Annotated in this window: 23 protein-coding genes and 1 tRNA gene; 16 read left to right on the top strand and 8 right to left on the bottom strand. The window is 67.1% G+C overall.

Translation table 11 applies throughout. The features are described from left to right. Positions 1-23: 23 nt before the first annotated feature. Together ACWGL1_RS06465 and ACWGL1_RS06460 are read right to left on the bottom strand one after the other, a co-directional pair. The gene (locus ACWGL1_RS06465) at positions 24-674 is read right to left on the bottom strand and encodes a 3-oxoacid CoA-transferase subunit B (RefSeq protein WP_452111532.1); all 651 of its coding nucleotides are present in this window, start codon (positions 672-674) and stop codon (positions 24-26) included. After that, positions 674-1,378: a CoA transferase subunit A gene (locus ACWGL1_RS06460; protein ID WP_346487396.1), complete on the bottom strand. Its 705-nt coding sequence runs from the start codon at positions 1,376-1,378 to the stop codon at positions 674-676. Before ACWGL1_RS06460 ends, ACWGL1_RS06465 begins: the two co-directional genes overlap by 1 nt. Positions 1,379-1,563: 185 nt before the next feature. Between ACWGL1_RS06460 and ACWGL1_RS06455 the strand changes: the two genes are divergently transcribed. Continuing rightward, a complete protein-coding gene (locus tag ACWGL1_RS06455) occupies positions 1,564-4,008 on the top strand; it encodes a prolyl oligopeptidase family serine peptidase (protein WP_452111531.1) in 2,445 nt (814 codons plus the stop codon). Positions 4,009-4,014: 6 nt separating this feature from the next. Here ACWGL1_RS06455 and ACWGL1_RS06450 read toward each other — a convergent pair whose 3' ends face one another. Then, positions 4,015-4,905 carry a LysR family transcriptional regulator gene (locus ACWGL1_RS06450; RefSeq protein WP_452111530.1) on the bottom strand — a complete coding sequence of 297 codons (891 nt, stop codon included), beginning with the start codon at positions 4,903-4,905 and terminating at the stop codon, positions 4,015-4,017. Between the two features lie 102 nt (positions 4,906-5,007). Between ACWGL1_RS06450 and ACWGL1_RS06445 the strand changes: the two genes are divergently transcribed. From ACWGL1_RS06445 to ACWGL1_RS06420, 6 genes are all read left to right on the top strand, one after another. Then, positions 5,008-7,182, top strand: coding sequence for a malate synthase G (locus tag ACWGL1_RS06445; RefSeq protein WP_452111529.1), 2,175 nt, complete (start codon positions 5,008-5,010; stop codon positions 7,180-7,182). Between the two features lie 316 nt (positions 7,183-7,498). Then, on the top strand, positions 7,499-7,999 hold the full coding sequence (locus tag ACWGL1_RS06440) for a hypothetical protein (protein ID WP_278070671.1): 501 nt from the start codon (positions 7,499-7,501) through the stop codon (positions 7,997-7,999). 218 nt (positions 8,000-8,217) lie between these two features. Next, complete coding sequence (locus ACWGL1_RS06435; protein WP_452111528.1) at positions 8,218-8,979, top strand: hypothetical protein; 762 nt, start codon at positions 8,218-8,220, stop codon at positions 8,977-8,979. A 237-nt stretch (positions 8,980-9,216) separates the two neighbouring features. Next, positions 9,217-10,005 (top strand): fimbrial biogenesis chaperone, encoded by a 789-nt coding sequence (locus tag ACWGL1_RS06430; protein WP_291776519.1) that lies wholly within the window; start codon positions 9,217-9,219, stop codon positions 10,003-10,005. A 2-nt stretch (positions 10,006-10,007) separates the two neighbouring features. Further along, positions 10,008-12,563, top strand: a complete 2,556-nt coding sequence (locus ACWGL1_RS06425) for a hypothetical protein (protein WP_452111527.1) — start codon at positions 10,008-10,010, stop codon at positions 12,561-12,563. A gap of 17 nt (positions 12,564-12,580) precedes the next feature. Then, positions 12,581-13,489 carry a hypothetical protein gene (locus ACWGL1_RS06420; protein ID WP_291776515.1) on the top strand — a complete coding sequence of 303 codons (909 nt, stop codon included), beginning with the start codon at positions 12,581-12,583 and terminating at the stop codon, positions 13,487-13,489. Positions 13,490-13,583: 94 nt separating this feature from the next. On the opposite strand, the gene ACWGL1_RS06415 is transcribed toward ACWGL1_RS06420, so the two are convergent. Then, on the bottom strand, positions 13,584-14,015 hold the full coding sequence (locus ACWGL1_RS06415) for a hypothetical protein (RefSeq protein WP_278070676.1): 432 nt from the start codon (positions 14,013-14,015) through the stop codon (positions 13,584-13,586). Positions 14,016-14,219: 204 nt separating this feature from the next. After that, positions 14,220-15,563 carry an MFS transporter gene (locus ACWGL1_RS06410; protein ID WP_291776510.1) on the bottom strand — a complete coding sequence of 448 codons (1,344 nt, stop codon included), beginning with the start codon at positions 15,561-15,563 and terminating at the stop codon, positions 14,220-14,222. Positions 15,564-15,711: 148 nt separating this feature from the next. Here ACWGL1_RS06410 and cyoA point away from each other — a divergent pair, with 148 nt between their 5' ends. Genes cyoA through ACWGL1_RS06375 form a run of 7 tightly spaced genes read left to right on the top strand, consistent with a single transcriptional unit; the run spans position 15,712 to position 22,738 of the window. Then, positions 15,712-16,971: a ubiquinol oxidase subunit II gene (cyoA, locus tag ACWGL1_RS06405; protein ID WP_452111526.1), complete on the top strand. Its 1,260-nt coding sequence runs from the start codon at positions 15,712-15,714 to the stop codon at positions 16,969-16,971. A gap of 14 nt (positions 16,972-16,985) precedes the next feature. Further along, positions 16,986-18,998: a cytochrome o ubiquinol oxidase subunit I gene (gene cyoB / locus ACWGL1_RS06400; RefSeq protein ID WP_338578268.1), complete on the top strand. Its 2,013-nt coding sequence runs from the start codon at positions 16,986-16,988 to the stop codon at positions 18,996-18,998. 4 nt (positions 18,999-19,002) lie between these two features. Next, positions 19,003-19,647, top strand: a complete 645-nt coding sequence (cyoC, locus tag ACWGL1_RS06395; RefSeq protein ID WP_452111525.1) for a cytochrome o ubiquinol oxidase subunit III — start codon at positions 19,003-19,005, stop codon at positions 19,645-19,647. Next, positions 19,644-20,039, top strand: coding sequence for a cytochrome o ubiquinol oxidase subunit IV (cyoD, locus tag ACWGL1_RS06390; protein ID WP_452111524.1), 396 nt, complete (start codon positions 19,644-19,646; stop codon positions 20,037-20,039). Before cyoC ends, cyoD begins: the two co-directional genes overlap by 4 nt. Before the next feature lie 25 nt (positions 20,040-20,064). Beyond that, positions 20,065-20,832, top strand: a complete 768-nt coding sequence (locus tag ACWGL1_RS06385) for an SURF1 family protein (RefSeq protein ID WP_452111523.1) — start codon at positions 20,065-20,067, stop codon at positions 20,830-20,832. Next, complete coding sequence (locus tag ACWGL1_RS06380; RefSeq protein WP_452111522.1) at positions 20,832-22,178, top strand: ATP-binding protein; 1,347 nt, start codon at positions 20,832-20,834, stop codon at positions 22,176-22,178. Before ACWGL1_RS06385 ends, ACWGL1_RS06380 begins: the two co-directional genes overlap by 1 nt. Before the next feature lie 23 nt (positions 22,179-22,201). Then, positions 22,202-22,738 carry a response regulator transcription factor gene (locus ACWGL1_RS06375; protein ID WP_452111521.1) on the top strand — a complete coding sequence of 179 codons (537 nt, stop codon included), beginning with the start codon at positions 22,202-22,204 and terminating at the stop codon, positions 22,736-22,738. 29 nt (positions 22,739-22,767) lie between these two features. Here ACWGL1_RS06375 and ACWGL1_RS06370 read toward each other — a convergent pair whose 3' ends face one another. Continuing rightward, on the bottom strand, positions 22,768-23,979 hold the full coding sequence (locus tag ACWGL1_RS06370; RefSeq protein ID WP_452111520.1) for a CaiB/BaiF CoA transferase family protein: 1,212 nt from the start codon (positions 23,977-23,979) through the stop codon (positions 22,768-22,770). A gap of 87 nt (positions 23,980-24,066) precedes the next feature. Next, positions 24,067-24,142: transfer RNA gene (locus ACWGL1_RS06365), tRNA-Lys, on the bottom strand. Between the two features lie 197 nt (positions 24,143-24,339). Between ACWGL1_RS06365 and ACWGL1_RS06360 the strand changes: the two genes are divergently transcribed. Further along, positions 24,340-25,755: an amino acid permease gene (locus ACWGL1_RS06360; protein WP_291776491.1), complete on the top strand. Its 1,416-nt coding sequence runs from the start codon at positions 24,340-24,342 to the stop codon at positions 25,753-25,755. After that, complete coding sequence (locus ACWGL1_RS06355) at positions 25,755-26,108, top strand: Hpt domain-containing protein (RefSeq protein ID WP_312218167.1); 354 nt, start codon at positions 25,755-25,757, stop codon at positions 26,106-26,108. Before ACWGL1_RS06360 ends, ACWGL1_RS06355 begins: the two co-directional genes overlap by 1 nt. Before the next feature lie 157 nt (positions 26,109-26,265). Here ACWGL1_RS06355 and ACWGL1_RS06350 read toward each other — a convergent pair whose 3' ends face one another. Then, positions 26,266-26,598, bottom strand: a complete 333-nt coding sequence (locus ACWGL1_RS06350) for a chorismate mutase (RefSeq protein WP_291776486.1) — start codon at positions 26,596-26,598, stop codon at positions 26,266-26,268. Positions 26,599-26,600 lie beyond the last annotated feature (2 nt).

The following is a 26,600-nucleotide window of genomic DNA, read 5'->3' as shown; positions in this document are numbered from 1 at the left end:
GCGTTTCAGGCAGGGCGGGCGGTTCAGCCCAGGTTCGCCGCCACCGTGTAGTCGGCCTCGGTCTTGGCCGCGACCTCGTCCAGCGTGACGTCGTCGGCCAGTTCGATCAGTTCGAGGCCCGAGCCGTCCGGCTTGACGTCGAAGGTCGCCAGGTCGGTGATGATGCGGCTGACCACGCCCGTACCGGTCAGCGGCAGACTACATTCCTTCAAAACCTTGGACTGGCCGTGCTTGTTGGCGTGCTCCATGACCACGACCACGCGCTTGACGCCCGCGACCAGGTCCATGGCGCCGCCCATGCCCTTCACCAGCTTGCCGGGGATCATCCAGTTGGCGATGTCGCCGTTCTGGGCCACTTCCATGGCGCCCAGGATGGACAGGTTGATATGGCCGCCGCGGATCATGGCGAAGCTGTCCGAGGAGCTGAAATAGGCGCTCTCGGGGATTTCGGTGATCGTCTGCTTGCCGGCGTTGATCAGGTCGGGATCTTCCTCGCCCTCATAAGGGAAGGGGCCCATGCCCAGCATGCCGTTCTCCGACTGCAGGGTCACGACCATGCCGTCGGGGATGTAGTTGGCCACCAGGGTCGGGATGCCGATGCCCAGGTTCACATAGAAGCCGTCCTGCAGCTCCTTGGCGGCGCGTTCGGCCAGTTGTTCGCGAGTGCGGGCCATTATGCGGCGCTCCTTTGACGAACGGTGCGCTGTTCGATGCGCTTTTCGGACACGGTCTGGATCAGGCGGTCGACATAGACGCCCGGCGTGTGGATGTGGTCGGGGTCCAGCGAACCGACGGGGACGATCTCTTCCACTTCGACGACCGTCACCTTGCCGGCGGTCGCCATCATCGGGTTGAAGTTGCGGGCCGTCTTGCGGAAGACGAGGTTGCCGCGCTCATCGGCCTTCCACGCCTTGACGATGGACAGGTCGGCGATCAGGCCGGTCTCCATGATGTAGCGGCGGCCGTCGAACGCGCGCTCTTCCTTGCCCTCGGCCACCAGAGTGCCGACGCCGGTGGCGGTGAAGAAGGCCGGGATGCCGGCGCCGCCCGCGCGGATGCGCTCGGCCAGGGTGCCCTGCGGGTTGAACTCCAGCTGCAGTTCGCCGGCCAGATACTGGCGCTCGAACTCCTTGTTCTCGCCGACGTAGGACGAGATCATCTTGGCGATCTGCCTGGTCTCCAGCAACTGGCCCAGGCCGAAGCCGTCCACGCCCGCGTTGTTGGAGATGACGGTAAGGCCCTTCACGCCCGTGTCGCGCAGACCCGCGATCAGGTTTTCGGGGATGCCGCACAGGCCGAAGCCGCCGGACATGACGGTCATGCCGTCGAATGTCAGCCCCTCCAGCGCGGACTTCACGTCAGCGTAAATCTTGCCCATCGGACTCCCTTTTTCACCGTCTGATGAATATCGCGGTCTCCTCCGTCCTTAAAGCGGGCGGGGAGGAGGGGCAAGCGGCAAGCGCGACGCAGACGGCGGCAGGGCGACAAGCCTGACGGTTGACCCCGGACGAAGGGGGTTTCACACCTAAGGCCGCTTAAGACTCGTCTCAGTGGAGAAACTCCATGCGCCATCGACTGTTGCGGGCGGCCTTGCCCGCCCTGGTGCTCGCCGCCGCCGTTCCGGCCCTGGCCATGCCGGTCGTCGCGGTCGCCCAGGACGCCGCGCCGACCTATCAGCAGCCGCCGGCGCCGATCGCCCAGATTCTGGACGCCAAGCCCAATCCGGGCGTCAGCATCAGCCCGGACCGCAAGACCCTGCTGCTGACTGATCGCGCCAACCTGCCGGCCATAGCCGAACTGGCCGAGCCGATGCTGCGGCTGGCGGGCTATCGCATCAATCCCAAGAACAACGGACCGGCCAACAGCCGCGTCTCCTGGCTGACGGGCCTCAGCTTCCAGGCGGTCGACGGCGGGCCTGCACGCCCGGTGACGGGCCTGCCCGTCAATGCGCGCCTGACCAACGTCAGCTGGGCGCCGAACGGCCAGACCGTGGCCTTCCTGGTCAATGCGCCCAACGGGCTGGAGCTGTGGACGGCCGACGTGGCCCAGGCCAGGGCGCGCAAGCTGAACGGGCCGATGGTCAACGCCGCGGCGGGGTCGGGCTTCTCCTGGCTGTCGGACTCCTCGGGCCTGCTGGTCCTGGCGGTTCCGGCCGGGCGGGGCGTGGTCCCGAACGTGGATCATCCGCCGGAAGGCCCGATCATCACCGAGACGGGCGGGCGCGCCGCCCCGGTGCGGACCTATCAGGACCTGTTGTCCAATGTCGGCGACGAGGCCCTGTTCGACTACTACTTCACCAGCCAGCCGACGGTGGTGTCGCTGAACGGCCGCGCCCGCTCGGTGGGGCAGCCGGGCGTCATTCTGGGGGTCTCGACCTCGCCGGACGGGCGCTACATCCTGCAGACGCGGGTCAAGAAGCCCTATTCCTACGTCGTGCCGGCCAGCCTGTTTCCGTCGGACGTCATCGTCACCGACATGAACGGCCGCGAGGTGCACCGCGTGGCGGACCTGCCGCTGCGCGACAACGTGCCCACGCCGTTCGACGCCGTGGCGCCCGGCCCGCGTGCGGTCCAGTGGCGGGCCGACGCAGACGCCACCCTGGTCTGGGCCGAGGCTCAGGACGGCGGAGATCCGCGCAACGCCGCCGAGGTGCGCGACCGCGTCTTCATGCTGCGCGCGCCCTTCAACGACCGGGTGCAGACCCTGGCCGACCTGAAGGAACGCTACGCGGGAACGACGTGGGGCCGCGACGACGCCGCCATCGTCAACAGCCGCTGGTTCAACACCCGGCACGAGACCCGCACCCTGGTCGATCCGTCGAACCCCGGCGCGGGCCGCGTTCTGGTCGATCGCAACTATCAGGACCGCTACAACGATCCGGGCTCGGTGGTGACCGAGCCGAACGCGCGCGGCCGTTCGGTCATGCGCTTCAGCGCCGACGGCTCCAGGGTCTTCGTCGAGGGGAATGGGGCGACACGCGAAGGCGCCTACCCCTTCCTCGACCTTCTCGACCTGGAAAACGGCGAGACCGAGCGCGTCTGGCGCTCGGCCCAGGGTGAATATGAGACGGTCGTCGGCGTTCTGGACGAGGCGGGCCGCAAGCTGGTCACCTATCGCGAGAGCCGGGTCGATCCGGCCAATCTGCGCATCCGCGACCTGGACGGCGGCGTCACCCAACTGACCAACTTCCCCGATCCGGCGCCGCAACTGGCCGAGGCCACGCGCCAGTTGATCACCTACACCCGCGACGACGGGGTGGAGCTGTCGGGGACGCTGTATCTGCCCGCCGGTTACGATAAGGATCGCGACGGCCCGCTGCCGCTGCTGATGTGGGCCTATCCGGCCGAGTTCACCGACGCGGCCGTCGCCGGCCAGGTGGTGGACACCGACAACCGCTTCGTGCGTCCGTCGGGATCGAGCCACCTGTTCCTGCTGACCCAGGGCTACGCCATCCTGGACAACCCGACGATGCCGATCATCGGTCGCGACGGGGCCGAGCCGAACGATACCTACATCGAGCAACTGTCGGCCAGCGCCAAGGCGGCGGTCGACGCCGTGGTGGCTCTGGGCGTGGCGGACCGTGAGCGGATCGCTGTCGGCGGCCACTCCTACGGCGCCTTCATGACGGCGAACCTGTTGGCCCACACCGACCTGTTCAAGACCGGCATCGCGCGTTCGGGCGCCTATAACCGCACCCTGACGCCCTTCGGCTTCCAGGCGGAGCAGCGCTCCTATTGGGAGGCGACCGAGACCTATACGGAGATGTCGCCCTTCACCTACGCCAACAGGGTGAACGAGCCGATCCTGCTGATCCACGGCGAGGCGGACGACAACTCGGGCACCTTCCCGGTGCAGACCGAACGCTTCTATGCGGCGCTGAAGGGCAATGGCGCGACCGCGCGTTATGTCGTCCTGCCGCTGGAAGCCCACGGTTACCGCGCGCGGGAGTCGGTGGGGCACGCCCTGTATGAGATGTCGTCCTGGCTGGATCGGTGGCTGAAGCCGTAAGGCGGCCTACCTGTCCCATTCTGGCACATCGCCATACAGGCCGGACAGGAAGTCGATGAAGGCGCGGACGCGGGTTTCGGCCCGCGCCCGACCGGCCGTCAGGGCGAAGATCGCCACGTCCGACGACCCCGCATATTGTGGCAATACGACCTGCAGACGCCCGTCGCGCAGTTCGTCCCCGACATCCCACGTCGAGCGCAGGGCCACACCAATGCCCGCCAGGGCCAGTTCGCGCGCCACTTCGCTCGAGTTGGTCCGCACCCGGCTGCGGGCGCGGAAGACGACGGGGCCTTCCGGACCCTCCAGCCGCCAGGTCGATTGATTTTCGGCCGCCAGCTGGGCGTGACGGCGCAGGTCGTCCAGGCTTTCCGGCGCGCCGTGCTCGGCCAGATAGGCGGGGGAGGCGCACAGCACCCGCCGGTTCGGCGCCAGGCGATGCATCAGCGGGTCAGCCGCCTCATAGCCGCCGATCCGCACCGCCACGTCCACGTCCTCGGCCATCAGGTCGACGAAGGCGTCGGTCAGGTTCAACTCCAGCGTCAGGCGGGGCTGCGCCGCCAGGAAGGGCTGCAGCAGGGGCGCCAGCCGTCGCCGCCCGAACGAGGTCGGCGCCGAGACGCGCAGCAGGCCGCGCGCCTGCGTCGTGCGGCGCGACACCACGGCCTCCAGATCCTCGACCCCTTCCAGCAGTTGCGCCGCGCGGTCATAGACCAGCCGCCCCGCCTCGGTCGGGGCCAGACGGCGCGAGGTGCGCTCGATCAGCCGTACCCCCAGACGGTCCTCCAACCGCGCCAGCCTGCGCGAGGCCACGGCGGGCGACAGGTCCAGCCGACGCGCGGCGGCGGACAGGCTGCCTTCCTCCAGCGCACGGACGAAGATTTCATACTCGGCCAGCATGGCGGGCTCTCATCATTGCAGATTTGGCAAAGATAAGCCGCTTTCTTCGCCGTGGATAGCGGCGGCCATTAAGGCGTAGTCTTCAGGCTGAAGGAGACCGCCATGTTCGACGCCCCCACGACTCCCGCCGACGCCTATGTCCGCCACGGCAGCCTGAAGGTCGCCGCCGAGCTTGACGCTTTCGTGCGCGATCAGGCGACGCCGGACACGGGCGTGAGCGCCGAGGCCTTCTGGGCCGGGGTCGAGGGGCTGCTGGCCCGCTTCGGCCGCCGCAACCGCGACCTGCTGGAACGTCGCGATGACCTGCAGCGCAAGCTGAACGACTGGCACCGCGCCTATCCGGGCCAGCCGGATCAGGCGGCGTATCAGGCCTATCTGCGCGAGATCGGCTACATCGAGACCGAGCGCGACGGCGTGAAGGCCGAGACGACGAACGTCGATCCCGAGATCGCGACCATGGCCGGGCCGCAGTTGGTCGTTCCACTGACCAACGCTCGCTATCTGCTGAACGCCGCCAATGCCCGCTGGAGCAGCCTTTATGACGCGCTGTACGGCACGGATGCGCTGGGCGAGGCGCCCAGGGCGGGCGGCTATGACGTCGAACGCGGCGCTCGCGTCATCGCCCGCGTCCGCGCCTTCCTGGATCAGGTCGCGCCGCTGGCTGAGGGCGGTCATGCCGAGGCGGTCGGCTATCGCGTCGAGGACGGGCGGCTGGTCGTCGCCCTGTCTGGGGGGCGTGAGGCAGGGCTGGCCGATCCGGCCGTCTTCGCCGGTCATGCGGGGGAGGCGGCGGCGCCGTCGGGCGTCCTGCTGCGCCACAACGGCCTGCATCTGGAGATCGTCATCGACCGCGCGCACCGCATCGGCCGCGACGACCCGGCGGGCGTCGCCGATGTCGTCGTCGAGGCGGCCCTGTCGGCCATCGCCGACGCCGAGGACAGCGTCGCCGCCGTCGATGCGGCGGACAAGCGGCTGGTCTACGCCAACTGGCTGGGGCTGATGCGCGGCGATCTTCAGGCCGATTTCGAAAAGGACGGCCGCACGGTCGAGCGGCGCTTGAATCCGGACCGTCTCTATACGGCGCCGGACGGATCGACGCTGGCGCTGAAGGGGCGCAGCCTGATGCTGGTGCGCAACGTCGGCCTGCACCTGACGACCGACGCCGTGCTGGACGCCCACGGGCGCGAGACGCCCGAGCATCTGCTGGACATCGCCATGACGGGCCTGATCGGCCTGCACGACCTGCGCCGTCCGGCTGAGGCGCGCAACAGTCCGGCGGGCTCGGTCTATGTGGTGCGGCCCAAGATGCACGGCTCGGACGAGGTGGCCTTCGCCGACGACCTGTTCGGCGCGGTCGAGACCATGCTGGGCCTGCCCGCCCTGACGCTGAAGATGGGCATCATGGACGAGGAGCGCCGCACCAGCGTCAACCTGATGAACTGCATCGCGGCGGCGAAGGGCCGGGTGGTCTTCATCAACACCGGCTTCCTGGACCGCACGGGCGACGAGATCCACACGGTGATGGAAGGCGGGCCGGTCGTCCGCAAGGAGGCGGTGCGCGAGACCGGCTGGATCAAGGCCTATGAAGACCGCAACGTCGACATCGGCCTGAAGGCGGGCCTGTCGGGCCGGGCGCAGATCGGCAAGGGCATGTGGGCCGCGCCTGACCGCATGGGCGACATGCTGGCGGCCAAGGCGGGCCATCCGCGCGCGGGCGCCTCGACGGCGTGGGTTCCGTCGCCGACGGCGGCGACCCTGCACGCCTTGCACTATCATGAGGTCGACGTCTGGGCGCGTCAGGTTGAGATCGCCAAGCGCGCGCCGATCGGCCTGACGCCCCTGCTGACCCCGCCGTTCGCGATCGCGACGCCGGGCGCCGACGAGATCCGGCAGGAGCTGGACAACAACGCCCAGGGCATCCTCGGCTACGTCGTGCGCTGGGTGGATCAGGGCGTGGGCTGCTCCAAGGTGCCGGACATCCACGACGTGGGCCTTATGGAGGACCGGGCGACGCTGCGCATCTCCAGCCAGCATCTGGCCAACTGGCTGCGCCACGGCGTCACGACCGAGGACGAGGTCCTGGAGGCGTTGAAGCGCATGGCCGTGGTGGTGGATCGTCAGAACGCGGGCGATCCCGCCTATCGCTCCCTGGCGCCCGCCTATGACGGCCCGGCGTGGCAGGCGGCCTGCGATCTGGTGTTCAGGGGTCGGGAGCAGCCCAACGGCTATACCGAACACCTGCTGACCCACTGGCGGCGCAAGGCCAAGGCGGGCTGACACAGGGAAATATCCTCACAATCCCAAAATGAAACATTTACTTGCCCGCGCCAGAGCTTCGCACTAGAGAGCTTGGCGTTAACGTTTCATTAACCTTTACCGGCCGGGCGCGTTCGTCGCTCGTCCGGTTGGTTGTGTGCCAAAATGGGATGGCACGCCTCTTGGAACGCTGACCAGCGAACCCTGTCTGTGTGGACGGGGCGGCCGCAGGGGCGGCCACGGGAGGCGAACGTTGGGTGGGACCGCAAGGACAAGAAGTGCGCGCCGGGCGACGGCTGGTCGGCGTCTGATGCGTATCGGCGCCTTGGCGGGCGGCATGCTCGTCGCTCTTTCGGCGGCGGCCGCCCAGGCGGATTCCATCGAGAGCGCGACGGGATTCGACGTCCTGGTGACGGGACGGATCGTCGCCGACTGCCGCCTCTCCGGCGGGGGCGTCATCGACTTCGGGGAACTGACCGGCAATGAGGTCGTGACGGCGGACCTGGGTCTCCGTTGCAACGTGCCCTTCGATCTGAGTTTCGAATCCGCCAGCGGCGGGTTGGCTCATGTGGCCAAGCCTCGGGGCGAGGGGCCTTTCGCCGGGACCCTCCGCTACACCCTGAATGTCGCCGTTCCGACCCTTGCGCCGCAAGACGGCATGATGAGCGCGGCCTATTCAAGCGCCGAGCTGACGGCCCGCAAGACCTTGAGCAGCGGCGACGCGATCGCTGCGGGCGGCGGTCGGCTGCAGATCCGAACTCAGCCGCCCGAAGGGGCCGGTCTGCTGGCTGGTGATTACGCTGAGACTCTCAGTGTTACAATTCAGCCTAGAGTTTAGTAAAAACGCCTAAGTTAACGTCAGTAATATTCGACCTTATTGGTCGTATAATGCGGCAATTTGCTTTCGCCTTAGAAGAGAAATTCAAAAATCGACTATCGAACGTCGATGTTTTTTCTTGACCTAGTCTTTTACAGTTCGTTACCATCCAAGGCAGATCGAGGGCGCTTTCAGTCTCGGTCGCTGGAATTTCAAAAACCTCGCTTGGAGAAATCATCATGAAGATCGCTACCCTGCTGGCCGGCGTCGCCGCCGTCGCCCTGACCGCCTCGGCCGCTTCGGCCGACACCATCAATCGCGGCCAGACCACCCTGCCGATCGTCGGCACGCAAAACGTGTCCGGCGGCAACTTCCTGGAAAACATCGCTGCCGGTCTGAACCGCGCGAACGCTCAGAATGGCGACTCGGCCATTTCGTCGTGGCACGCCTTCGGCGGCGCGCAGGGCGACAACGGCACGGCCGCCGGCGATGACGGCGCGACCTTCACCCTGAAGGGCATGGTGTCGACCGACTGCGCCTACTACTCGGGCAGCAGCACCTCGCAGACGATCGATTTCGGCACGATCGGCATCTACGCCTCGGACAACACGGGTCCTGCGGCCGCCTTTGACATGACCGCCCCGGCCAATGTCACGATCGACAGCAACCTGGCGGGCTGCAACACCTCGAACACCGTCACCCTGTCGAAGTCGGACATCCGCGGCCTGGTGAACAACAGCTCCGCCGGCTACGACACCAACGTGTTCCAGGCGAACCTGCCCTTCTCGGTGACCGCCAACTACACCGCCGGCGACGTCGGCGTGGCGGGCTCGGCTTCGGCGACCTCGCTGGTTCTGCCGACCGGCTCGAACTCGGTCAGCAAGCAGCACGGCGCCTGGAAGTCCGCCATGGCTCTGAACGTCAACATCCCGGTCCCGTCCAAGTCGCTGCTCGCCGGCAGCTATGAAGGCGATCTGACCGTCAACATCGCCGCCTTCTAAGCGACGACGTTCATACCGATTGCGCGCGGCGCGGCCTGGCCGCTCCGCGCGTTTTCTTTTCAGTGATCAACGGTTGTTAGACTGCCTCGATGTCGCCCCAAGGCGCGGCATGGCGGGCGGTTTTGCCTGGGCGGCCGAAAGCGGACGCCTTTGGATGGGGTTTGGGGAGCGTCGGTGATGGTGCGATTGAGCATACGTATGCCGCGGCTGGGACGGTTGCTCCGGGGCGCTGCGGTCGTGATCGCGGGGTTCCTGGTCGTGACGTCGGCCTGGGCCATGCGGGTGTCGCCGATGGTGTCGGAGCTGACGACGTCGGGCGCAGGGTCCGCTGCGCGCATCGAAGTGGGCAATGTCGGCTCGGCCGCCCTGCCGTTCGAAACCCGCATCACGCGCATGGACATCGACGCCGACGGCAATATCGTCGAGACGCCGGCGGATGAGGACTTTCTCGTCTTTCCGCCTCAGGGCGTGGTGCCCGTCAGCGGTCGGCAGGTCGTTCGCGTCCAGTGGATCGGCGATCCGGCGATCGATGTATCGCGCGCCTATTATCTGTGGGTGAAGCAACTGCCCGTCGCCACCGACCCGGACGTGGCCGAGGGGGGCGGCGCGGTGGCCGTCCAGGTGCTCTACACCATGAAGGCCCTCATCGTGGTGGCGCCCCCGGGCGCCCAGCCCAAGGTCGAGATTGTTTCGGTCAGGCCCGCGATGGTCACGCCTCCCGCGCCTGAGATCGACCCTTCGCTCACGGGCGGCCAGCCCGTCGCGGCGCCTCCGGCGGAGCCGGGCGTCGAGATCGTCGTCGCCAACAGCGGCAAACGCTACGCCCTGATGAGCGGCGCCACCTGGATCGTCGAAGGGACGGACAAGGCCGGTCAGCCGTTCCGTCGCGAATACAACAGCGATGAAGTCTCCCAGACCGTCGGCGTCGGATATCTGGCGCCCGGCGGGGGCCGTCGCACGTTCAAGCTGCCGACGGGCGTTGAACTGGACCCGGCGAAGCCTGTGACCCTTCGGTTCGGACGCTGACCATGAGGGGGGCGAGGATCAGGGGGACGGCGTCGCGCCTGGCGCTGATCGCAGCCATGCTGGCGGCGTCGGCGGCTGCGGCCCAGGACGGGCAAGCTGAGGAAGGGCAAGCCGAGGACGGGCAGGCCGTCGCTGCAAGCCAGACGACCGGCGCTGCGCAGCCGCGGCCCAACATCAACCCCTACGACCGCGACATCGCCATGACGGTGCCGCTGAACTTCAACAGCCGGGTGCTGGGCGAGATGCCGGTCCTGCTGACGCGCGACGACCGCTTCATCGTCGAGAGCGCGGGGTTCCAGCGTCTGATCAACCCCTTGCTGACGCCTGAGGCCCAGGCGGAACTGGCGGCGCGGCTGGAAGGCGTGGAGTCTTTCGCGCCCGAGGAAATCAACACGACAGGCATTCGCCTGGAATACGACCCCGATCAGTTGGCGGTGCTGGTGCTGCGCATCGATCCGACGAAGCGCTCGGTGGAGTCGCTGTTTCAAGGCGGTCGACCCGACGATCCCGGCGTCGCGCCTGAGGACTTCTCGGCCTATCTGAACACCAACATGTTGGTGCAGCGGCGCAATTCGACCGGCGAGGTCGGAACGCCCAGTCTTTATCTGAATGGCGCGATGCGCTTCCGGAACCTGGTCTTCGAAACCGACGTCCAGGGGCGAGAGGACCTGCTCACCGGCGATTACGAGGTCGACCGGCGCTACGCGCGCTTCGTCTACGATCAGCCCGAAGCCTTCCGTCGCTGGTACCTCGGCGACCTGGATCCCGAGACGCGAGGGCGGCAGGGCTACGTCCAGATGGGCGGCGTCGGCGTGGCGCGTCAGCGGCAGCGCTTCGAGAGTTTCCGCAACAACGTCCTGGCGGGCGGGCGGCAGCTGGTCCTGCAGGAAGCCTCCACGGTCCGTGTCCTGCGCAACGGCGTCTTCGTCCGCGAGTTTCGCCTTGATCCAGGCCAGTACGACCTCTCCAACCTGCCGCTCGAAACCGGCTCGAACGACGTCCAGCTGGAGATTCAGAATGAATCGGGGCGGATGGAGACCGTCTCCTACAGCGCCTATCTGGACGCCATCGACCTGGAGCCGGGCGACTATGAATACGGCGCCTATCTGGGGGTGACCAACTCCGGACTGTTCGGCACGCCGGACTACAGCGACGGGGAGCTGGCCTTCACCGGCTACTGGCGCAAGGCGTTCGAGAACCGCCCGGCGCTGGGCATAGGGCTGCAGGCTTCGGAAGCGGTGCAGAACCTTACCGGCCAGACGCAGGTGATCCTGAAGAACGGCGCGCGGGCGCGTCTCGACCTGTCGGTCAGCAACAGCGACTACGGCCAAGGCTATGCCTATGCCCTGAGCTATGACCTGGCCGTCGACCGGGGCGACACCTACGACAGCTGGACCTTCGTGGCGGACTATACCTCCGAGGACTATTCGAGCCTGGGCAACGCCTCGGGCCAGAACCCGATTTCGTGGATCTTCACGGGAGCCTATTCGCACCGCTTTTCGGCGGATTGGCTGGCGAACGCGACGGCCTCCTACCGCATGAGCCGCAGCACCTTCATGGACGATTCCTACACGCTGTCGGCCACGACCACCTATCGGGTGACGCCCGCCTGGGGGCTGCAGTTCGGGACGGAGTATACGGACTACGGCAACCGCTTCGGGACGACGCGCGACGGCTTCGGCTTCACCATCGCCCTGATCTGGTCGCCGCGATACGATCGGCGCGGCGAGGCGCGTTATAATTCGGCTCGCAATTCCGGCAGCATGCGCTTCCAGCAGTCGAGCGAGAATCGCGTGGGATCGTGGGGCTACTCGGTCCAGTCCACCTATGACGACGGTCCCGGCACGGTCTCGGGCCAGCTGGACTATGTGGGCAACCGTTTCGACGCCAGCCTGTCGCACACGGCGTTCGGCGAGAGCTTCAGCCGCATCTCGGACGAGCAGGTCACCACCCTGCGCATCGGCAGTTCGATCGCCACGACCGGCGGTCGGGCGGCGATCGGGCGGAACATCTACGACAGCTTCGCCATCGTTTACCCGCACGAGACGCTCGGGGATCACCCGGTGATCGTCGGCGAGTCCTTCCAGGGCGGGGCCTATACGTCGCGCAGCGGCGCCCTGGGGCCGGCGCTGTCCAACACCCTGACTTCCTATGTGAACCAGTCTGTGCGCTACGACGTGCTGGACGTTCCCTTGGGCTATGATGTCGGCGACGGCGTGCTGCGCGTTCGGCCCGCCTACAAGAGCGGCTATTCCATCCAGGTCGGCAGTGACGCCTTCGTCTCCGCCCTGGGACGGATCGTGGGCAACGGCGGCCGGCCGGCGGCCCTGCTCTCGGGCCGCGTGCGTCCCGCGGACGAGCCGAACGCCGAGCCCGAACTGTTCTTCACCAACTCGGTCGGCCGTTTCGCCGTCCAGAAGCTGAAGCCGGGCAAGACCTATCGCGTTGAGCTCTTCACCAGCCCGGCGGCGGGTTTCGAGTTCACCGTGCCGGCCGACAACGAGGGCTTGCTCGACATGCAGACCGTAACCCTGCCGATCGACGTGCCGGAAGAATAACGGGAAGGAAGAAGAACATGATCGCCGGAGATGCTCGTAAACTGGCTGTCGCCGCCGTGGGCGCCCTGGGCGTCCTGGGGCTGGCCGGCCAGGCTTCCGCCCAGGCCAAGTGCAACCTGAGCCTGGACCCCGCAGTCGACCAGTGGGTCATTCGCTATAACCCGCTCGAGGACGACGCCGCGTACCGCACCTTCGACATGGCGCTGGTCAATACGGGTCAGACGCCGTGCAACGGGCGCTTCAGCGTCTCACTGCGCGGTGAGCCGTTCGGCCTGGGAAGTCCCGGCAGCAGGGTGCGCGTGCCCTACGCCATGCGCGATGAGCAGAGCACCGCCGATATCACGCCCCGTTCGGGGGTGAGCGGCATCGTCACGGGGGCCCAGATTCATGTGCCCAAGGAAGGGCGCGAACTGGCCCGGATCGGCGTGGCCGTCCGCCCGCCCGCCAATCTGCCTTACGGACGCTACAGCCAGGTCGCCTATATCGCCCTGCAAGCGGCCGACGGCGAGGTCCATGCCGAACGGCCCGTGACCATCGTTCTGGAAATGGCGGCGGCCGCCATGATCGGCCTCAAGGGCGAGTTCACCCGACAGAACGGCGTGCCGACGATCAATCTGGGCGAACTGAATGAGGGGACGCGGGCGCTCAACACCTCGGTCTACGTCCACAGCACGGGCGGATATCGCGTGTCCGTCACGTCTCAGAATCTGGGCAAGCTGCGCCAGGCGGGCACCGCCTGGTCCATCGACTATGGGCTGCAGATGGGCTCCCGGCAGGTCAATCTGACGGCGCCGTACAGCTTCGACGTGGCCTCCGCTCAGGCGCGTAACGACGACTATCCCCTGACCGTCCGCATCGGCGATACCTCCGGCAAGCGGGCGGGGGACTACAGCGACACCCTGACCTTCACCGTCGCGGCGATCTGATCCGCGGGGGCGAGGCCGTTCGCCCCTGAGCCGCAAGTGAAAACGCCCCGCAGAGCGATCTGCGGGGCGTCATCGTTTGAGGACTATGAGCCTGTCAGATCGGCTGGATCGTCAGGGCGAGGATCAACGGCTCGTCCAGTTGAACGTCGTCGAAGCGGTAGTCGACGGTCCGAATGGTCGCCATGCTGGAGCGGCGCAGCTCCAGAAGGCCGGTCCTGGTCAGATCCAGCGAGCGGTCGCCGTAGACGATGCGGGCCTTTTCGGTCTCCGCCAGGGGGCGGTACTGGGCCGAAACGGTGAAGCCGCCGGGGCTGTTGCACGCCTCGACCACAGAGCCCATGCGGCCGGTTTCGGCCATGACGGTCCGATCGGGGCGCACCCAGCAAGCGACCGGCACGGTGGCGCGCAGCTTGTAGGAATGTCCCGCTGTCGGACCTGCGGCCGCGATCTGGGGCGCCGCCGCCATTGTAAGGCCGGCGGCTATCGCCAGAAGCGCACGGCGTTTTGCCTGCATCAGCTTGGTCATGACGTCCTCATCACCCTTGATTTCCAGGTGACGATACTCGGCCGCTGTTAACGTCAGGCGATCAGACAGACTTAGCGGGCGCTTAAGTCCTATCGTAAACGGCCGATAACCTTATCGAGGCGAAGAGACCTGCAGATGTCACAAGGGCGGCGCGCTCCACCGAACGCGCCGCCCCTGATCATGAGGCGGCGTCCGATCCGGCGGTCAGGCCTTGGCGCTCGCGCGCTCCTTGGCCAGTTCGCGATTCAGCCACAGGGCCAGAAGGGTGCAGATCGCGCCCGACAGCAGATAGGCGCCGCCCGCCACCAGGCCGAACCGGCCCGACAGGGCCAGGGCCGCCAGCGGGGCGAAGCCCGCGCCGAACAGCCAGGCTAGGTCCGAGGTCAGGGCCGAGGCTGTATAGCGGTTGGTCAGGCTGAAGCTGGAGGCGATGGCGCCCGAGGCCTGGCCGAACGACAGGCCCAGCAGGATGAAGCCCAGGATCATATAGGTCAGCTCGCCCGCTGGGCCGCCGTCCAGAAGCTGGGGCGCGAAACCCGAGAAGGCGGCGATGCCCGCAGCCGTGACCGCCAGCAGGGCGCGGCGGCCGTAGCGATCGGCCAGCCAGCCTGAGGCCAGGATGGCGAACAGGCCGAAGACGGCGCCGATCAGCTCGATCATCAGGAAGCGGCTGGGCGCCTCGTCGGTGTAGAGAAAAACCCACGACAGCGGGAACACCGTCACCATGTGGAACATGGCGAAGCTGGCCAGGGGGGCGAAGGCGCCGATGATGATGTCGCCGCCTTCCTCGCGCACGGCCTTGGTCACGGGCGCGGGGTGCAGCTCCAGAGTCTCGAAGGCCGCCTGGAAGGTCGGCGTCACCACGATGCGCAGGCGCGCGAACAGGGCCACGACGTTGATGGCGAAGGCCACGAAGAAGGGATAGCGCCAGCCCCAGTCCATGAAGTCGGCCGCCGACAGCTTGCTGAGGAAATAGGCGAACAGGGCGCTGGCGACCATCAGGCCGATCGGGGCGCCCAGCTGCGGCACCATGGCGTACCAGCCGCGCCGCTTCTCGGGCGCGCTGACGGACAGCAGGGAGGCCATGCCGTCCCAGGCGCCGCCCAGGGCCACGCCCTGACCGATCCGCAGGGCGATCAGCATGGCGGCCGACCAGTGGCCGACCTGCTCATGTCCCGGCAGGAAGCCCAGGCAGACGGTCGACAGGCCCAGCAGGAACAGGGCGATGGTCAGCTTGGTCCCGCGCCCGAAGCGTCGGTCGATGGCGATGAACAGGGCCGTGCCGAACGGCCGGGCGATGAAGGCCACAGCAAAGACGGCGAAGGACAGCAGCGTCCCGACCAGCGGTCCCGCATAGGGAAACACCAGCTGTGGAAACACCACGACCGAGGCGATGGCGTAGACGAAGAAGTCGAAGAACTCCGACGTCCTGCCGATGATGACGCCGATGGCGATTTCGCCCGCGTCGATTTTGCCGTCTCGCGCGTTGATCCGGCTGGCGTCCCGCTCGAGGGGCTCTGAAGAAGGCGCGCCGCTGGCTGCGTTCATGACCGATGAGGCTCCAGGAACCGGGGCGCACGCGCGCCCGCGACAATAGAATGTTGGAACGGCCCCTTTGCTCCCGATGGTCGACGCAAGGGATAGGGCAGATTGTCCAATGTCGCCTGTTCGGGGGCGGGGTTACGGGGCCTGCACGATGACCGCGACCTCGCCTCGAACCTCGACTGGAGCCGCCGTGCGCCGACTGCGCCCCCTGTTGCTGTTGCCGCTTCTGGCCTTGCTGCCCGGCTGCGAGGCCGTGGTGCTGTCGCCTGCCGGCGACATCGCCGCCCAGCAGCGCGACCTGCTGGTCATGTCCGTCATATTGATGCTGATCATCATCATTCCGGTGATGATCCTGACCGTCTTCTTCGCCTGGAAATACCGGGAATCGAACAAGGAGGCCCGTTACGAACCGGACTGGGATCACTCGACCCATCTGGAGCTCGTGATCTGGGCCGCGCCGTTGCTGATCATCATCTGTCTGGGCGCCATCACCTGGGCCGGGACGCACCTGCTGGACCCCTACCGCCCGCTGGACCGCGTGGCGGCGGGACAGGCCGTGGCCGAGGATCACCGCCCGTTACAGGTCGAGGTGGTGGCCATGGACTGGAAGTGGCTGTTCATCTACCCCGAATACGGCATCGCCACGGTGAATGAGCTGGCTGCGCCGGTCGATCGGCCGATCCGCTTCCACATCACCTCGACCGGGGTGATGAACTCCTTCTACATCCCCGCCCTGGCCGGCCAGATCTACGCCATGCCGGGCATGGAGACGAAGCTGCACGCCGTCATCAACCGTCCGGGCGAATACGTCGGCTTCTCGGCCAACTATTCCGGCGACGGCTTCTCGAACATGCGCTTCGCCTTCCACGGTCTGGACGAGGCCGGCTTCGACCAATGGGTCGGGGGCGTACGCGCGGCCGGCCAGGGGCTGGACCGCGAAACCTATCTGGAGCTGGAAAAGCCCAGCGAGAAGGTGCCCGTCATCCACTACGCCTCGGTCGACGACCGCCTGTTCGACGCCGTGGTCAACATGTGCGTCGAGCCGGGCAAGATGTGCATGGGCGAGATGATGGACATCGACCGCAAGGGCGGCCTGGGCCTGACGGCGGTCAAGAACACCCTGCCGCTTGTCTATGACAAATACGCCCGTCGCGGCGACGCCGTCTTCGGCGCCGGCGAGTCCTATGTGCTGACGATCTGCACCCCGCTGGAGGCCGAGGCCGCCGCCGTCGAGGCGGCCCGTCGCCGTCAGGCCTTCGGCGAGGACGTCGCCCGCGACACCCCTCTGAACCGCGTCATGGGGCAGGGGCTGGAGCGCCCCGGCCGCGCCGGTTCTTCGTCCGGCGAGCGGTTCGCCTCCCTTTTCACCGCGCCTTCCACGGCGTCCGCGCCCGCCGCGTCGCAATCTTGAGCGCCTGAACGATCATGACCGTCGAACATTCCACATCGCCGCTTCTGGGTCGGTTGAACTGGGAGTCGCTTCCGTTCCACGAGCCCATCCTCGTCGCCACCTTCGCCGTCGTCGTCATCGGCGGTCTGGGGGTGCTGGGCCTGATCACCCGCTACAAGCTGTGGGGCTATCTCTGGACGGAGTGGTTCACCACCGTGGACCACAAGAAGATCGGGATCATGTACATGATCCTGGGCTTGATCATGTTCCTGCGCGGCTTCGCCGATGCGGTGATGATGCGTCTGCAGCAGGCGATGGCCTTCGGCGGGTCCGAGGGCTACCTCAACGCCCACCACTATGATCAGATCTTCACCGCCCACGGCGTGATCATGATCTTCTTCGTGGCCATGCCCCTGATCACCGGCCTGATGAACTATCTGGTGCCGCTGCAGATCGGGGCGCGGGACGTCTCCTTCCCCTTCCTCAACAACTTCAGCTTCTGGATGACCACCATGGGGGCCGTGCTGGTCATGGCCTCGCTGTTCATCGGCGAGTTCGCGCGCACGGGGTGGCTGGCCTATCCGCCGCTGTCGGGCATCGGCTACAGTCCGGGCGTCGGGGTCGACTACTACATCTGGGCGCTGCAGATCGCGGGGGTAGGGACCACCCTGTCCGGCATCAACCTGATCGCCACCATCGTGAAGATGCGCGCGCCGGGCATGGGCCTGATGAAGATGCCGGTATTCACCTGGACCTCGCTGTGCGCCAACATCCTGATCGTGGCGTCCTTCCCGATCCTGACGGCGACGCTGGTCCTGCTGTCGGCGGACCGCTACATCGGCACCAACTTCTTCACGAACGACTTCGGCGGCAACCCGATGATGTACGTGAACCTGATCTGGATCTGGGGCCACCCCGAGGTCTACATCCTGATCCTGCCGCTGTTCGGCGTGTTTTCCGAAGTCACCTCGACCTTCTCGGGCAAGAAGCTCTTCGGCTACACCTCCATGGTCTATGCGACGGTGGTGATCACCATCCTGTCCTACCTGGTGTGGCTGCACCACTTCTTCACCATGGGCTCGGGCGCGTCCGTGAACTCCTTCTTCGGTATCACGACGATGATCATCTCGATCCCGACAGGGGCGAAGTTGTTCAACTGGTTGTTCACCATGTACCGCGGCCGCATCCGGTTCGAGCTGCCGATGATGTGGACGGTCGCCTTCATGCTGACCTTCGTGATCGGCGGGATGACGGGCGTCATGCTGGCGGTGCCGCCGGCGGACTTCGTGCTGCACAACTCCCTGTTCCTGATCGCCCACTTCCACAACGTCATCATCGGCGGGGTGCTGTTCGGCCTGTTCGCCGCCATCAACTTCTGGTGGCCCAAGGCCTTCGGCTTCCGGCTGGAGAAGAAGTGGGGGCTGGTCAGCTTCTGGTGCTGGGTGGTCGGCTTCTGGATGGCCTTCATGCCGCTGTACGTCCTGGGCTTCATGGGGGTGACGCGGCGGATGCGGGTCTTCGACGACCCGGCCTATCAGATCTGGTTCGTCATCGCGGGCGTCGGCGTGGCCGTCATCGCCGTCGGCATCCTGGCCATGCTGATCCAGTTCGCCGTCAGCATCATCCATCGCGACAAGCTGCGCGACGAGACCGGCGACCCCTGGCTGGGCCGCACGCTGGAGTGGGCCACCTCGTCGCCGCCGCCGGACTACAACTTCGCCAAGACGCCGATCATCCACGACAGCGACGCCTGGTGGGACATGAAGACGCGCGGCTATGAGCGTCCGACGGAAGGCTTCAAGCCGATCCACATGCCCGCCAATACCGGGGCCGGCTTCATCCTGTCGGCGCTGTCGCTGATCGTCGGCTTCGCCCTGATCTGGTACATCTGGTGGCTGGCGGCGGCGGGCTTCGCCGCCCTGATCGCCTACGCCATCTTCCACACCTTCAACTACAAGCGCGACTACTACATCCCGGCCGAGACGGTTCAGGCGACCGAGGACGCGCGCACCCAGGCCCTGACGGCCGCAGCAGCGACGCAAGGGTGATCCGATGAGCCACGCACCAACCCTCAACTCCGACTACGTCGACGAGGCCGGGCGGCCGATCTTCCACCCGGTCGAGGAGCCGCATCACCCGGAAGGCCACAGCACCATGCTGGGCTTCTGGATGTATCTGATGAGCGACTGCCTCATCTTCGCGATCCTGTTCGCGGTCTACGCCGTGCTGGGCGGCAACTATGCGGCCGGTCCGGCGCCCAAGGATCTGTTCGACCTGCCGCTGGTGGCGCTGAACACCTCCATGCTGCTGTTCTCGTCGATCACCTACGGCTTCGCCATGCTGGCGATGTACCGCAACAAGGTCGCGCAGACGCAGGTCTGGCTGGCGGTCACCGGTCTGTTCGGCCTGTGCTTCCTGGGGATCGAGCTCTATGAGTTCGCCCACATGATCCACCTGGGCGCCACGCCCCAGCGCAGCGGCTTCCTGTCGGCCTTCTTCATCCTGGTGGGTACGCACGGCCTGCACGTCACCTTCGGCTGCATCTGGCTGGTCACCCTGATGGTGCAGGTGACGCAGAAGGGCCTGATCCAGGCCAACCGGCGTCGCCTCATGTGCCTGAGCCTGTTCTGGCACTTCCTGGACGTCATCTGGATCGGCGTCTTCACCTTCGTCTATCTGTTCGGGATGCTGCGATGAGCGCCGAAGCCCACAACGAGCACGCCGTGACTCACGACGATCACCACGGCGATCATCATGCCGATGGGCATGATCACGGCGCCTACAGGAGCTATCTGATCGGCTTCGCCCTGTCGGTCGTGCTGACCGCCATTCCCTTCTGGCTGGTCATGGCCGGGATGCTGGCGCCGCAACTGACGGGCTTGATCATCACCGCCTTCGCCGTGGTGCAGATCGTGGTCCACATGATCTTCTTCCTGCACATGAACCACAGGTCCGAGGGCGGGTGGAACATGCTGGCGCTGATTTTCACCCTGGTGATCGTGGTCATCGCCGTCGCCGGGTCGGTCTGGGTCATGTATCACCTGAACACCAACATGATGCCCGTCCACGACATGCAGGGGATGGGCTGAGCCCTCTCGCACGCGGAGACGCCGCTTGACGTCATCTTCGGCCCCTGAACCCGCCGCCCGTCCGGCGTCACGCCGTCGAACGGTCGCGGGGCTGACGGCCTTCGCCGTGCTGATCGCGGGCTTTTCGGCGTTGGGCGTCTGGCAGGTCCAGCGCCTGGCGTGGAAGCAGGACCTGATCCGTCAGGTCGACACCCGCATCCATGCCGACCCCGTCCCGGCGCCGGGGCCTGCAGGCTTCGACGCCGTGACGTGCGAGGCGGACCAGTACCGCCGCGTCACGGCCAGCGGCCGGTTCCTGCATGACCGCGAGGCGCGGGTGAAGGCGGTGACGGACCTGGGGCCGGGCTTCTGGGTCGTCACGCCGCTGGCGGATGCGCGGGGCTTCACCGTCCTGATCAACCGGGGCTTCGTCCCCGCCGAGCGAACGGCCCCTGAAACCCGCACCGAAGGTCAGGTCGACGGCCCGGTCTCCGTTACCGGCCTGTTGCGGATCACCGAGCCCAAGGGCGGCTTCCTGCGCGACAACGATCCGGCGTCTGATCGCTGGTTCTCGCGCGATGTGGCGGCGATCGCCGAGGCCAAGCGGCTGGAGGAAGCCGTCGCGCCCTACTTCATCGACGCGGACGCGACGCCCAACCCCGGCGGCTGGCCGCGCGGCGGGCTGACGGTGGTGCGGTTCGCCAACAGTCATCTGGTCTACGCCCTGACCTGGTTTGGTCTGGCCCTGATGTCGGCCGGCGGCGCCGTTCTGTGGTTGCGCGACGAGCGGCGCCGCAGGAGGGGAGGGCGATAGTGCAGACCCAGACTCTCAGCCGCTTCGCCCGCACGGTTTTGGGCATGGACGCCAACGCCGAGACGCCAGTGTCGCCGGGCGCGGCCGGACGGCGCAACATGCTGCTGCTGATCCAGCTGAGGTGGCTGGCGGTGATCGGCCAGGTGGCGACCATCGTCATCGTCCATTGGGGACTGGGGATCAGCCTGCCGTTGGGGCCGCTGCTGCTGGCGCCGACGGCTCTGGCGGTGATGAACCTGGTCAGCGCGCCCGTCACCCTTCGGCGCAAGGTGGTCACCGACCCCGAGATCCTGCTGGCCCTGTGCGTCGATGTGGCGGCGCTGAGCTGGCTGCTCTACTTCAGCGGCGGAGCGACCAATCCGTTCGCCGCCCTTTACTTGATGCAGGTGGTGCTGGCGGCGGTGTTGCTGCGCCCGGTCTACGCCTGGGGCTTCGTGCTGGCGACCGGCGCCTGCCTGGCCTTCCTGGCGATCTGGCGTCAGCCGCTGGACCTGCCCGCAGGGGCCGATGCGCGGCTGGGCCTGATCCAGCAGGGCGCCCTGATCAACTTCATCCTGATCGCCGTGCTGCTGGTGGCCTTCGTCACCCGCACCAGCCAGAACGTGCGCGCCCGCGACGCCTATCTGGCCGAGGCGCGACAGCAGGCGGCGGAACAGGACCACATCGTGCGCATGGGGCTGCTGGCTTCGGGCGCGGCGCATGAGCTCGGCACGCCCCTGGCCTCGCTCTCGGTCATTCTCAGCGATTGGCGGCGGATGCCCGCCCTGAACCGCGACGAGGATCTGGCGCATGATATCGAGCAGATGCAGGCCGAGGTCGAGCGCTGCAAATCCATCGTCACCAACATCCTGATGTCAGCGGGCGAGGCGCGGGGCGAGGCGCCGACTGTCACCACCCTGAAGGCCTTCCTGCAGGAGATCATCGCCGAATGGTCCGACAAGTCGGGCGACGCCCTGGGCGTGACCCTGGACGGCCCGGCGCCCGGCAACCCACGCATCATCGCCGATCCGGCCCTGAAGCAGGTGTTCAGCGCGCTTCTGGACAACGCCCATGAGGCCGGGGCTCGAAATCTGGAGGTGCGGGCCGCCGCCGACGCGGGCGGGCTGTTCATCGCCTTCGAGGATGACGGCCCCGGCTTCCCTGCGGCCATTCTGGAGAAGCTGGGCCAGCCCTATCAATCGACCAAGGCGCGCGCCGGCGCGGGGTTGGGGCTGTTCCTGCTGGTGAACGTGGTGCGCAAGCTGGGCGGCACGGTCGTGGCTGCGAACCGACCGAGGGGTCAGGGCGGCGCTGCCGGCGCCGTGGTGCGTCTGACCTTGCCGATCGACGCCCTGGCCCCGAGATAAGGGGCCTGGAAAGAGGGAATGAGATGACCGACGACCCCCGCCAGCTTCTGATCGTCGAGGACGACGAGTCCTTCTCCCGCACCCTGCGCCGGTCGTTCGAGCGGCGCGGATATCAGGTCATGTCCGCCCACAGCCACGACCAGATGGTCGAACTGCTGAAGACGCATCATCCCGACTACGCCGTGGTGGACCTGAAGCTGGGAACGGCGTCGGGCCTGACCTGCGTGCAGACGCTGCACGCCTTCGATCCCGACCTGGTGATCGTGGTGCTGACCGGCTTCGCCAGCATCGCCACGGCGGTCGAGGCCATCAAGCTGGGCGCGCGCCACTACCTCGCCAAGCCGGCGGGCACGGACGACATCGAGGCGGCCTTCGGTCGCGAGGCGGGCGATCCCGATGCGCCCCTGACCGCCCGCCCGACCTCGATCAAGACGCTGGAGTGGGAGCGCATCCACGAGGTGCTGGCCGAGACCGACTTCAATATCTCCGAGACGGCGCGCCGCCTGGGGATGCACCGCCGCACCCTGGCGCGGAAGCTGGAGAAGCGGCAGGTCAGCTGACCTTTTGTTTCCGCTCATCCCCGCGCGGTTCACCCCTCCGTCTTCAACGCCCCCAGCACCGCCTCCGTGTCCTGCCCCAGCTTCGGCGGCGGGGCGTCATAGCGCACCGGCGTCTTGGACAGGCGGATAGGCGAGGCGACGGTGCGGACGGGGTCGGCCAGGTCGGCCCGGGTCTGCTCGACCGTCAGGCCGCGATGGATCGCCTGAGGCTCGGCGAACACCTGGTCGATGGTGTTGACTGGACCGCAGGGCACGCCCGCCGCCTCCAGCGCCTGCATCAGACCCTGCATGGTGAAGCCTTCCGTCTTCGCGGCGATCAGCGTCCCCAGCGCCTCGCGCTCGGCGACCCGCAGGGCGTTGCTGGCGAAGCGGTCCTCGACCTCCAGCCCCAGGGCGGCGCACAGGGCGCGGAACTGGCCGTCGTTGCCCACGGCGATGATCACCCTGCCGTCCGAGCACGAGAAGGGCTGATAGGGGGCCAGATTGGGATGGGCGTTGCCCATCCGCGTCGGCGTGGTCCCTGAGACGAACCAGTTTGTCGCCTGATTGGCCAACATGGCCGCCTGGACGTCGAACAGGGCGATGTCGACATGCTGGCCCTCGCCGGTCGCCCGGGCGTGCCACAGCGCCGCCAGGATGGCGTTGGAGGCGTACAGGCCGGTGAACAGGTCCACGACCGCCACCCCGACCTTCATGGGCTCTGCGCCCGGCGCGCCGTCGGGCTGGCCGGTGATCGACATCAGCCCGCCCATGGCCTGGATCATGTAGTCATAGCCGGCCCGGTGCGCGTCCGGCCCGTCCTGGCCGAAGCCGGTGATGGAGCAGTAAACCAGCTTCGGATTGATCGCCGCCAGCGAGGCGTAGTCGAGGCCGTACTTCTTCAGCCCGCCGGTCTTGAAGTTCTCGACCACCACGTCGCAGGTCGCAGCCAGACGACGCACGGCCTCGGCGCCGTCCGGGCTGGCGATGTCCAGCTCGACCGACTTCTTGCCTCGGTTGGCGCACAGGAAATAGGCGGCGTCGCCGGGCGCGCCGTCCGCCGTCGTGGTGAAGGGCGGGCCCCAGTGGCGGGTGTCGTCGCCGGCGCCCGGCCGCTCGATCTTGATGACCTCGGCCCCCAGATCCGCCAGAGTCTGTGTCGCCCACGGCCCGGCCAGAACCCGCGACAGGTCCAGCACGCGCACCCCGTGAAGCGGGCCATAAGAGGATGGGGCGGGGGGAATCGAGGCGGCGTCAGACATGCCCGCCTTCTAGCAGAAACCGGGCGCAGCCGGATGGCCTCGCGCCGAGGCGCGACGATCATTCAACATATGAAAAGAAGGAGACGATGGTGGGTGATCACAGGTTCGAACTGTGGACCCGCTGATTAAGAGTCAGCTGCTCTACCAACTGAGCTAATCACCCGTACCGTCGTCTGCGCCCTTGGTGTGGCGCCGGTCCTTCGCTGCGGCGCTGATGGCCTCGGCGAAGGGCGCTCCTATTACTCGCACCCGGGGGGAGGCGCAAGCGTCAAATGCGTCTTTTATCGTGATTGCATCGCGCGCTAAGGTCGCGCCTTGAATCAGCCGCCGGAAAGACGCGGCGAGGGGGAGTAAAAGATTATGGCGTTCTGGAACCGTCGTCGCTCGATCGACGCGATGCTGGCCCCGCATTCGGGGCCGGGGCTCAAGAAAACCCTGAGCTGGCCGCACCTTATGGCGCTGGGCGTCGGCGCCATCGTCGGCACCGGCATCCTGACCCTGATCGGTGTCGGGGCGGGCCTGGCGGGCCCGGCGGTGCTGATCAGCTTCGCCTTGGCCGGTCTGGTGTGCGCCTGCGCCGCCCTGGCCTACGCCGAGCTGTCGACCATCATGCCCGCCTCGGGCAGCGCCTATACCTATTCCTACGCCGCGCTGGGCGAGATCTTCGCCTGGGTCGTGGGCTGGAGTCTGATCCTGGAGTATTCGCTGGTCGTGTCGACGGTGGCCGTCGGCTGGTCCGGCTACGCCGTGCCCTTCCTGGCGGGACTGGGCGTCGACCTGCCGTTCGCCCTGACCGTGGGGCCGCACGTCGAAGGCGGGCTGATCAACCTGCCGGCCATCTTCATCATCGCCGTGGTGACGGGCCTGCTGCTGCTGGGCACGCGCGAGAGCGCGACGCTGAACGCCATCCTGGTGTTCGTGAAGATCGCCGCCCTGGTGGTGTTCGTGGCCATCGCCATGCCGCACTTCGACACGGCCAACTTCACCCCCTTCATGCCCAACGGCTTCGGCGCGCCTTTCGTGCAGACGGGGGTGATGGCGGCCGCCGCCATCATCTTCTTCGCCTTCTACGGCTTCGACGCCATCGCCACGGCGGCCGAAGAAACCAAGAAGCCGGAGCGCGACCTGGCCATCGGCATCGTCGGCTCGATGGTGATATGCACCGTCCTCTATATCGCCGTCGCCGCCGCCGCGATCGGCGCCGCCCCGGTCGCCAGCTTCGCCGACAGCCCCGAGCCGCTGGCGCACATCATGCGCGGTCTGGGCCAGGGCGTCGCCGCCCAGTGGATCGCCGCCGCCGCCGTGATCGCCCTGCCGACCGTGCTGCTGGCCTTCCTGTTCGGCCAGAGCCGCATCTTCCTGGGCATGTCGCGCGACGGCCTGCTGCCCAACCGTCTGGCCAAGATCTCCAAGCGCGGGGTTCCGGCCGTGGTGACGGTGTTCACCGCCATCGTCGTGGCCTTCCTGGCCGGCATCATGCGCCTGGACGAGCTGGCCTCCCTGGCCAACGCCGGCACGCTGATGGCCTTCATGGCCGTGGGCGTCAGTCTGATCGTGCTGCGCGTGCGCGACCCGAACCGCGAGCGCAAGTTCAAGGCGCCGCTTTGGCCGCTGGTCGGCGGCATCGCCATCATCGGCTGCATCGTCTTCTTCTTCAGCCTGAAGAGCTCGACGCAGATCTACTTCCTGCTGTGGAACCTGTTCGGCCTGGCCGTCTACCTGATCTGGTCGTCGCGCAACTCGCGCCTGGCCAAGGGTGAAGAGGCTGAGGCCTGATGGCCAGGCGCGATCTGTCGGGGGCGGTGGATTTCACCGTCCTCGAAGCCATGACAGCGGGCATGGATGATGTGACGGACGAAGTGCTGGGCCTGTTCGCCGAACAGGCCCGCATGTGGTCCGCCATGCTGGACGCCTCCAGCGAAGGCTGGCGGGACGCCGTCCACACCATCCGCGGCGCCGGGGCGGGCATCGGGGCCAAGGCCCTGGCCCAGGTCTGCGAAGAGGTGGAGTTCGGCGAGCAATCCGCCGCGCCCGCCGGGCTGGAGCGTGTGAAGACGGCGCTGGACGCGGCCCTGGCCGATGTCGCCGCCTATCGCCACGAACTGGCGTTGAAGAGCCTGAAAGGCTGAGGGCGACTGTCCTTCTCCCCTTGCGGGAGAAGGTGGCCCGTCAGGGCCGGATGAGGGGTTTCTCGACAATTGATCGTGAATCCGACGGATGCGTGGGCGTGACCCCTCATCCGTCAGGCTTCGCCTGCTACCTTCTCCCACAAGGGGAGAAGGAAGTTCAGACCCGCGTCTTGTCCCAGGTTCCGAATTCGTGGGCGATGCAGCGGTCGATGAGCAGGCGCCAGACCGGCTCGGCGATGTCCGGCGACAGGCCGGCGGGTTCGGCCGCCTTCAGCACCTTGGCCACCACGTCGTCGATACGGGCCTGATCGAAGACGGCGTCGCGGTTCGGCTTGATGCGGGCGGCGGCGTCCATATAGCGCTGACGCTCGGCCAGCAGGGTGACGAGCGCGCGATCCAGCGCATCCACGCCCTGACGCACGTCCAGCATGGTCGCGCAGTCTTCCGGAGCCTTGCGGTCGTCGATGGCGACGGCGGCGGGAGAGGTCATCA

It is taken from the genome of Brevundimonas sp. NPDC055812, from assembly GCF_053616535.1.
The sequence above is the reverse complement of the archived record's forward strand: the minus strand, read 5'-3'. Positions and strand labels throughout refer to the sequence as shown.

Bases quoted from the DNA above. Each gene is read 5' to 3' on its own strand.
- ACWGL1_RS06465 (WP_452111532.1), bottom strand. From the start codon at position 674: ATGGCCCGCACTCGCGAACAACTGGCCGAACGCGCCGCCAAGGAGCTG.
- ACWGL1_RS06460 (WP_346487396.1), bottom strand. From the start codon at position 1,378: ATGGGCAAGATTTACGCTGACGTGAAGTCCGCGCTGGAGGGGCTGACA.
- ACWGL1_RS06455 (WP_452111531.1), top strand. From the start codon at position 1,564: ATGCGCCATCGACTGTTGCGGGCGGCCTTGCCCGCCCTGGTGCTCGCC.
- ACWGL1_RS06450 (WP_452111530.1), bottom strand. From the start codon at position 4,905: ATGCTGGCCGAGTATGAAATCTTCGTCCGTGCGCTGGAGGAAGGCAGC.
- ACWGL1_RS06445 (WP_452111529.1), top strand. From the start codon at position 5,008: ATGTTCGACGCCCCCACGACTCCCGCCGACGCCTATGTCCGCCACGGC.
- ACWGL1_RS06440 (WP_278070671.1), top strand. From the start codon at position 7,499: ATGCTCGTCGCTCTTTCGGCGGCGGCCGCCCAGGCGGATTCCATCGAG.
- ACWGL1_RS06435 (WP_452111528.1), top strand. From the start codon at position 8,218: ATGAAGATCGCTACCCTGCTGGCCGGCGTCGCCGCCGTCGCCCTGACC.
- ACWGL1_RS06425 (WP_452111527.1), top strand. From the start codon at position 10,008: ATGAGGGGGGCGAGGATCAGGGGGACGGCGTCGCGCCTGGCGCTGATC.
- ACWGL1_RS06420 (WP_291776515.1), top strand. From the start codon at position 12,581: ATGATCGCCGGAGATGCTCGTAAACTGGCTGTCGCCGCCGTGGGCGCC.
- ACWGL1_RS06415 (WP_278070676.1), bottom strand. From the start codon at position 14,015: ATGACCAAGCTGATGCAGGCAAAACGCCGTGCGCTTCTGGCGATAGCC.
- ACWGL1_RS06410 (WP_291776510.1), bottom strand. From the start codon at position 15,563: ATGAACGCAGCCAGCGGCGCGCCTTCTTCAGAGCCCCTCGAGCGGGAC.
- cyoA (WP_452111526.1), top strand. From the start codon at position 15,712: ATGACCGCGACCTCGCCTCGAACCTCGACTGGAGCCGCCGTGCGCCGA.
- cyoB (WP_338578268.1), top strand. From the start codon at position 16,986: ATGACCGTCGAACATTCCACATCGCCGCTTCTGGGTCGGTTGAACTGG.
- cyoC (WP_452111525.1), top strand. From the start codon at position 19,003: ATGAGCCACGCACCAACCCTCAACTCCGACTACGTCGACGAGGCCGGG.
- cyoD (WP_452111524.1), top strand. From the start codon at position 19,644: ATGAGCGCCGAAGCCCACAACGAGCACGCCGTGACTCACGACGATCAC.
- ACWGL1_RS06375 (WP_452111521.1), top strand. From the start codon at position 22,202: ATGACCGACGACCCCCGCCAGCTTCTGATCGTCGAGGACGACGAGTCC.
- ACWGL1_RS06370 (WP_452111520.1), bottom strand. From the start codon at position 23,979: ATGTCTGACGCCGCCTCGATTCCCCCCGCCCCATCCTCTTATGGCCCG.
- ACWGL1_RS06360 (WP_291776491.1), top strand. From the start codon at position 24,340: ATGGCGTTCTGGAACCGTCGTCGCTCGATCGACGCGATGCTGGCCCCG.
- ACWGL1_RS06355 (WP_312218167.1), top strand. From the start codon at position 25,755: ATGGCCAGGCGCGATCTGTCGGGGGCGGTGGATTTCACCGTCCTCGAA.
- ACWGL1_RS06350 (WP_291776486.1), bottom strand. From the start codon at position 26,598: ATGACCTCTCCCGCCGCCGTCGCCATCGACGACCGCAAGGCTCCGGAA.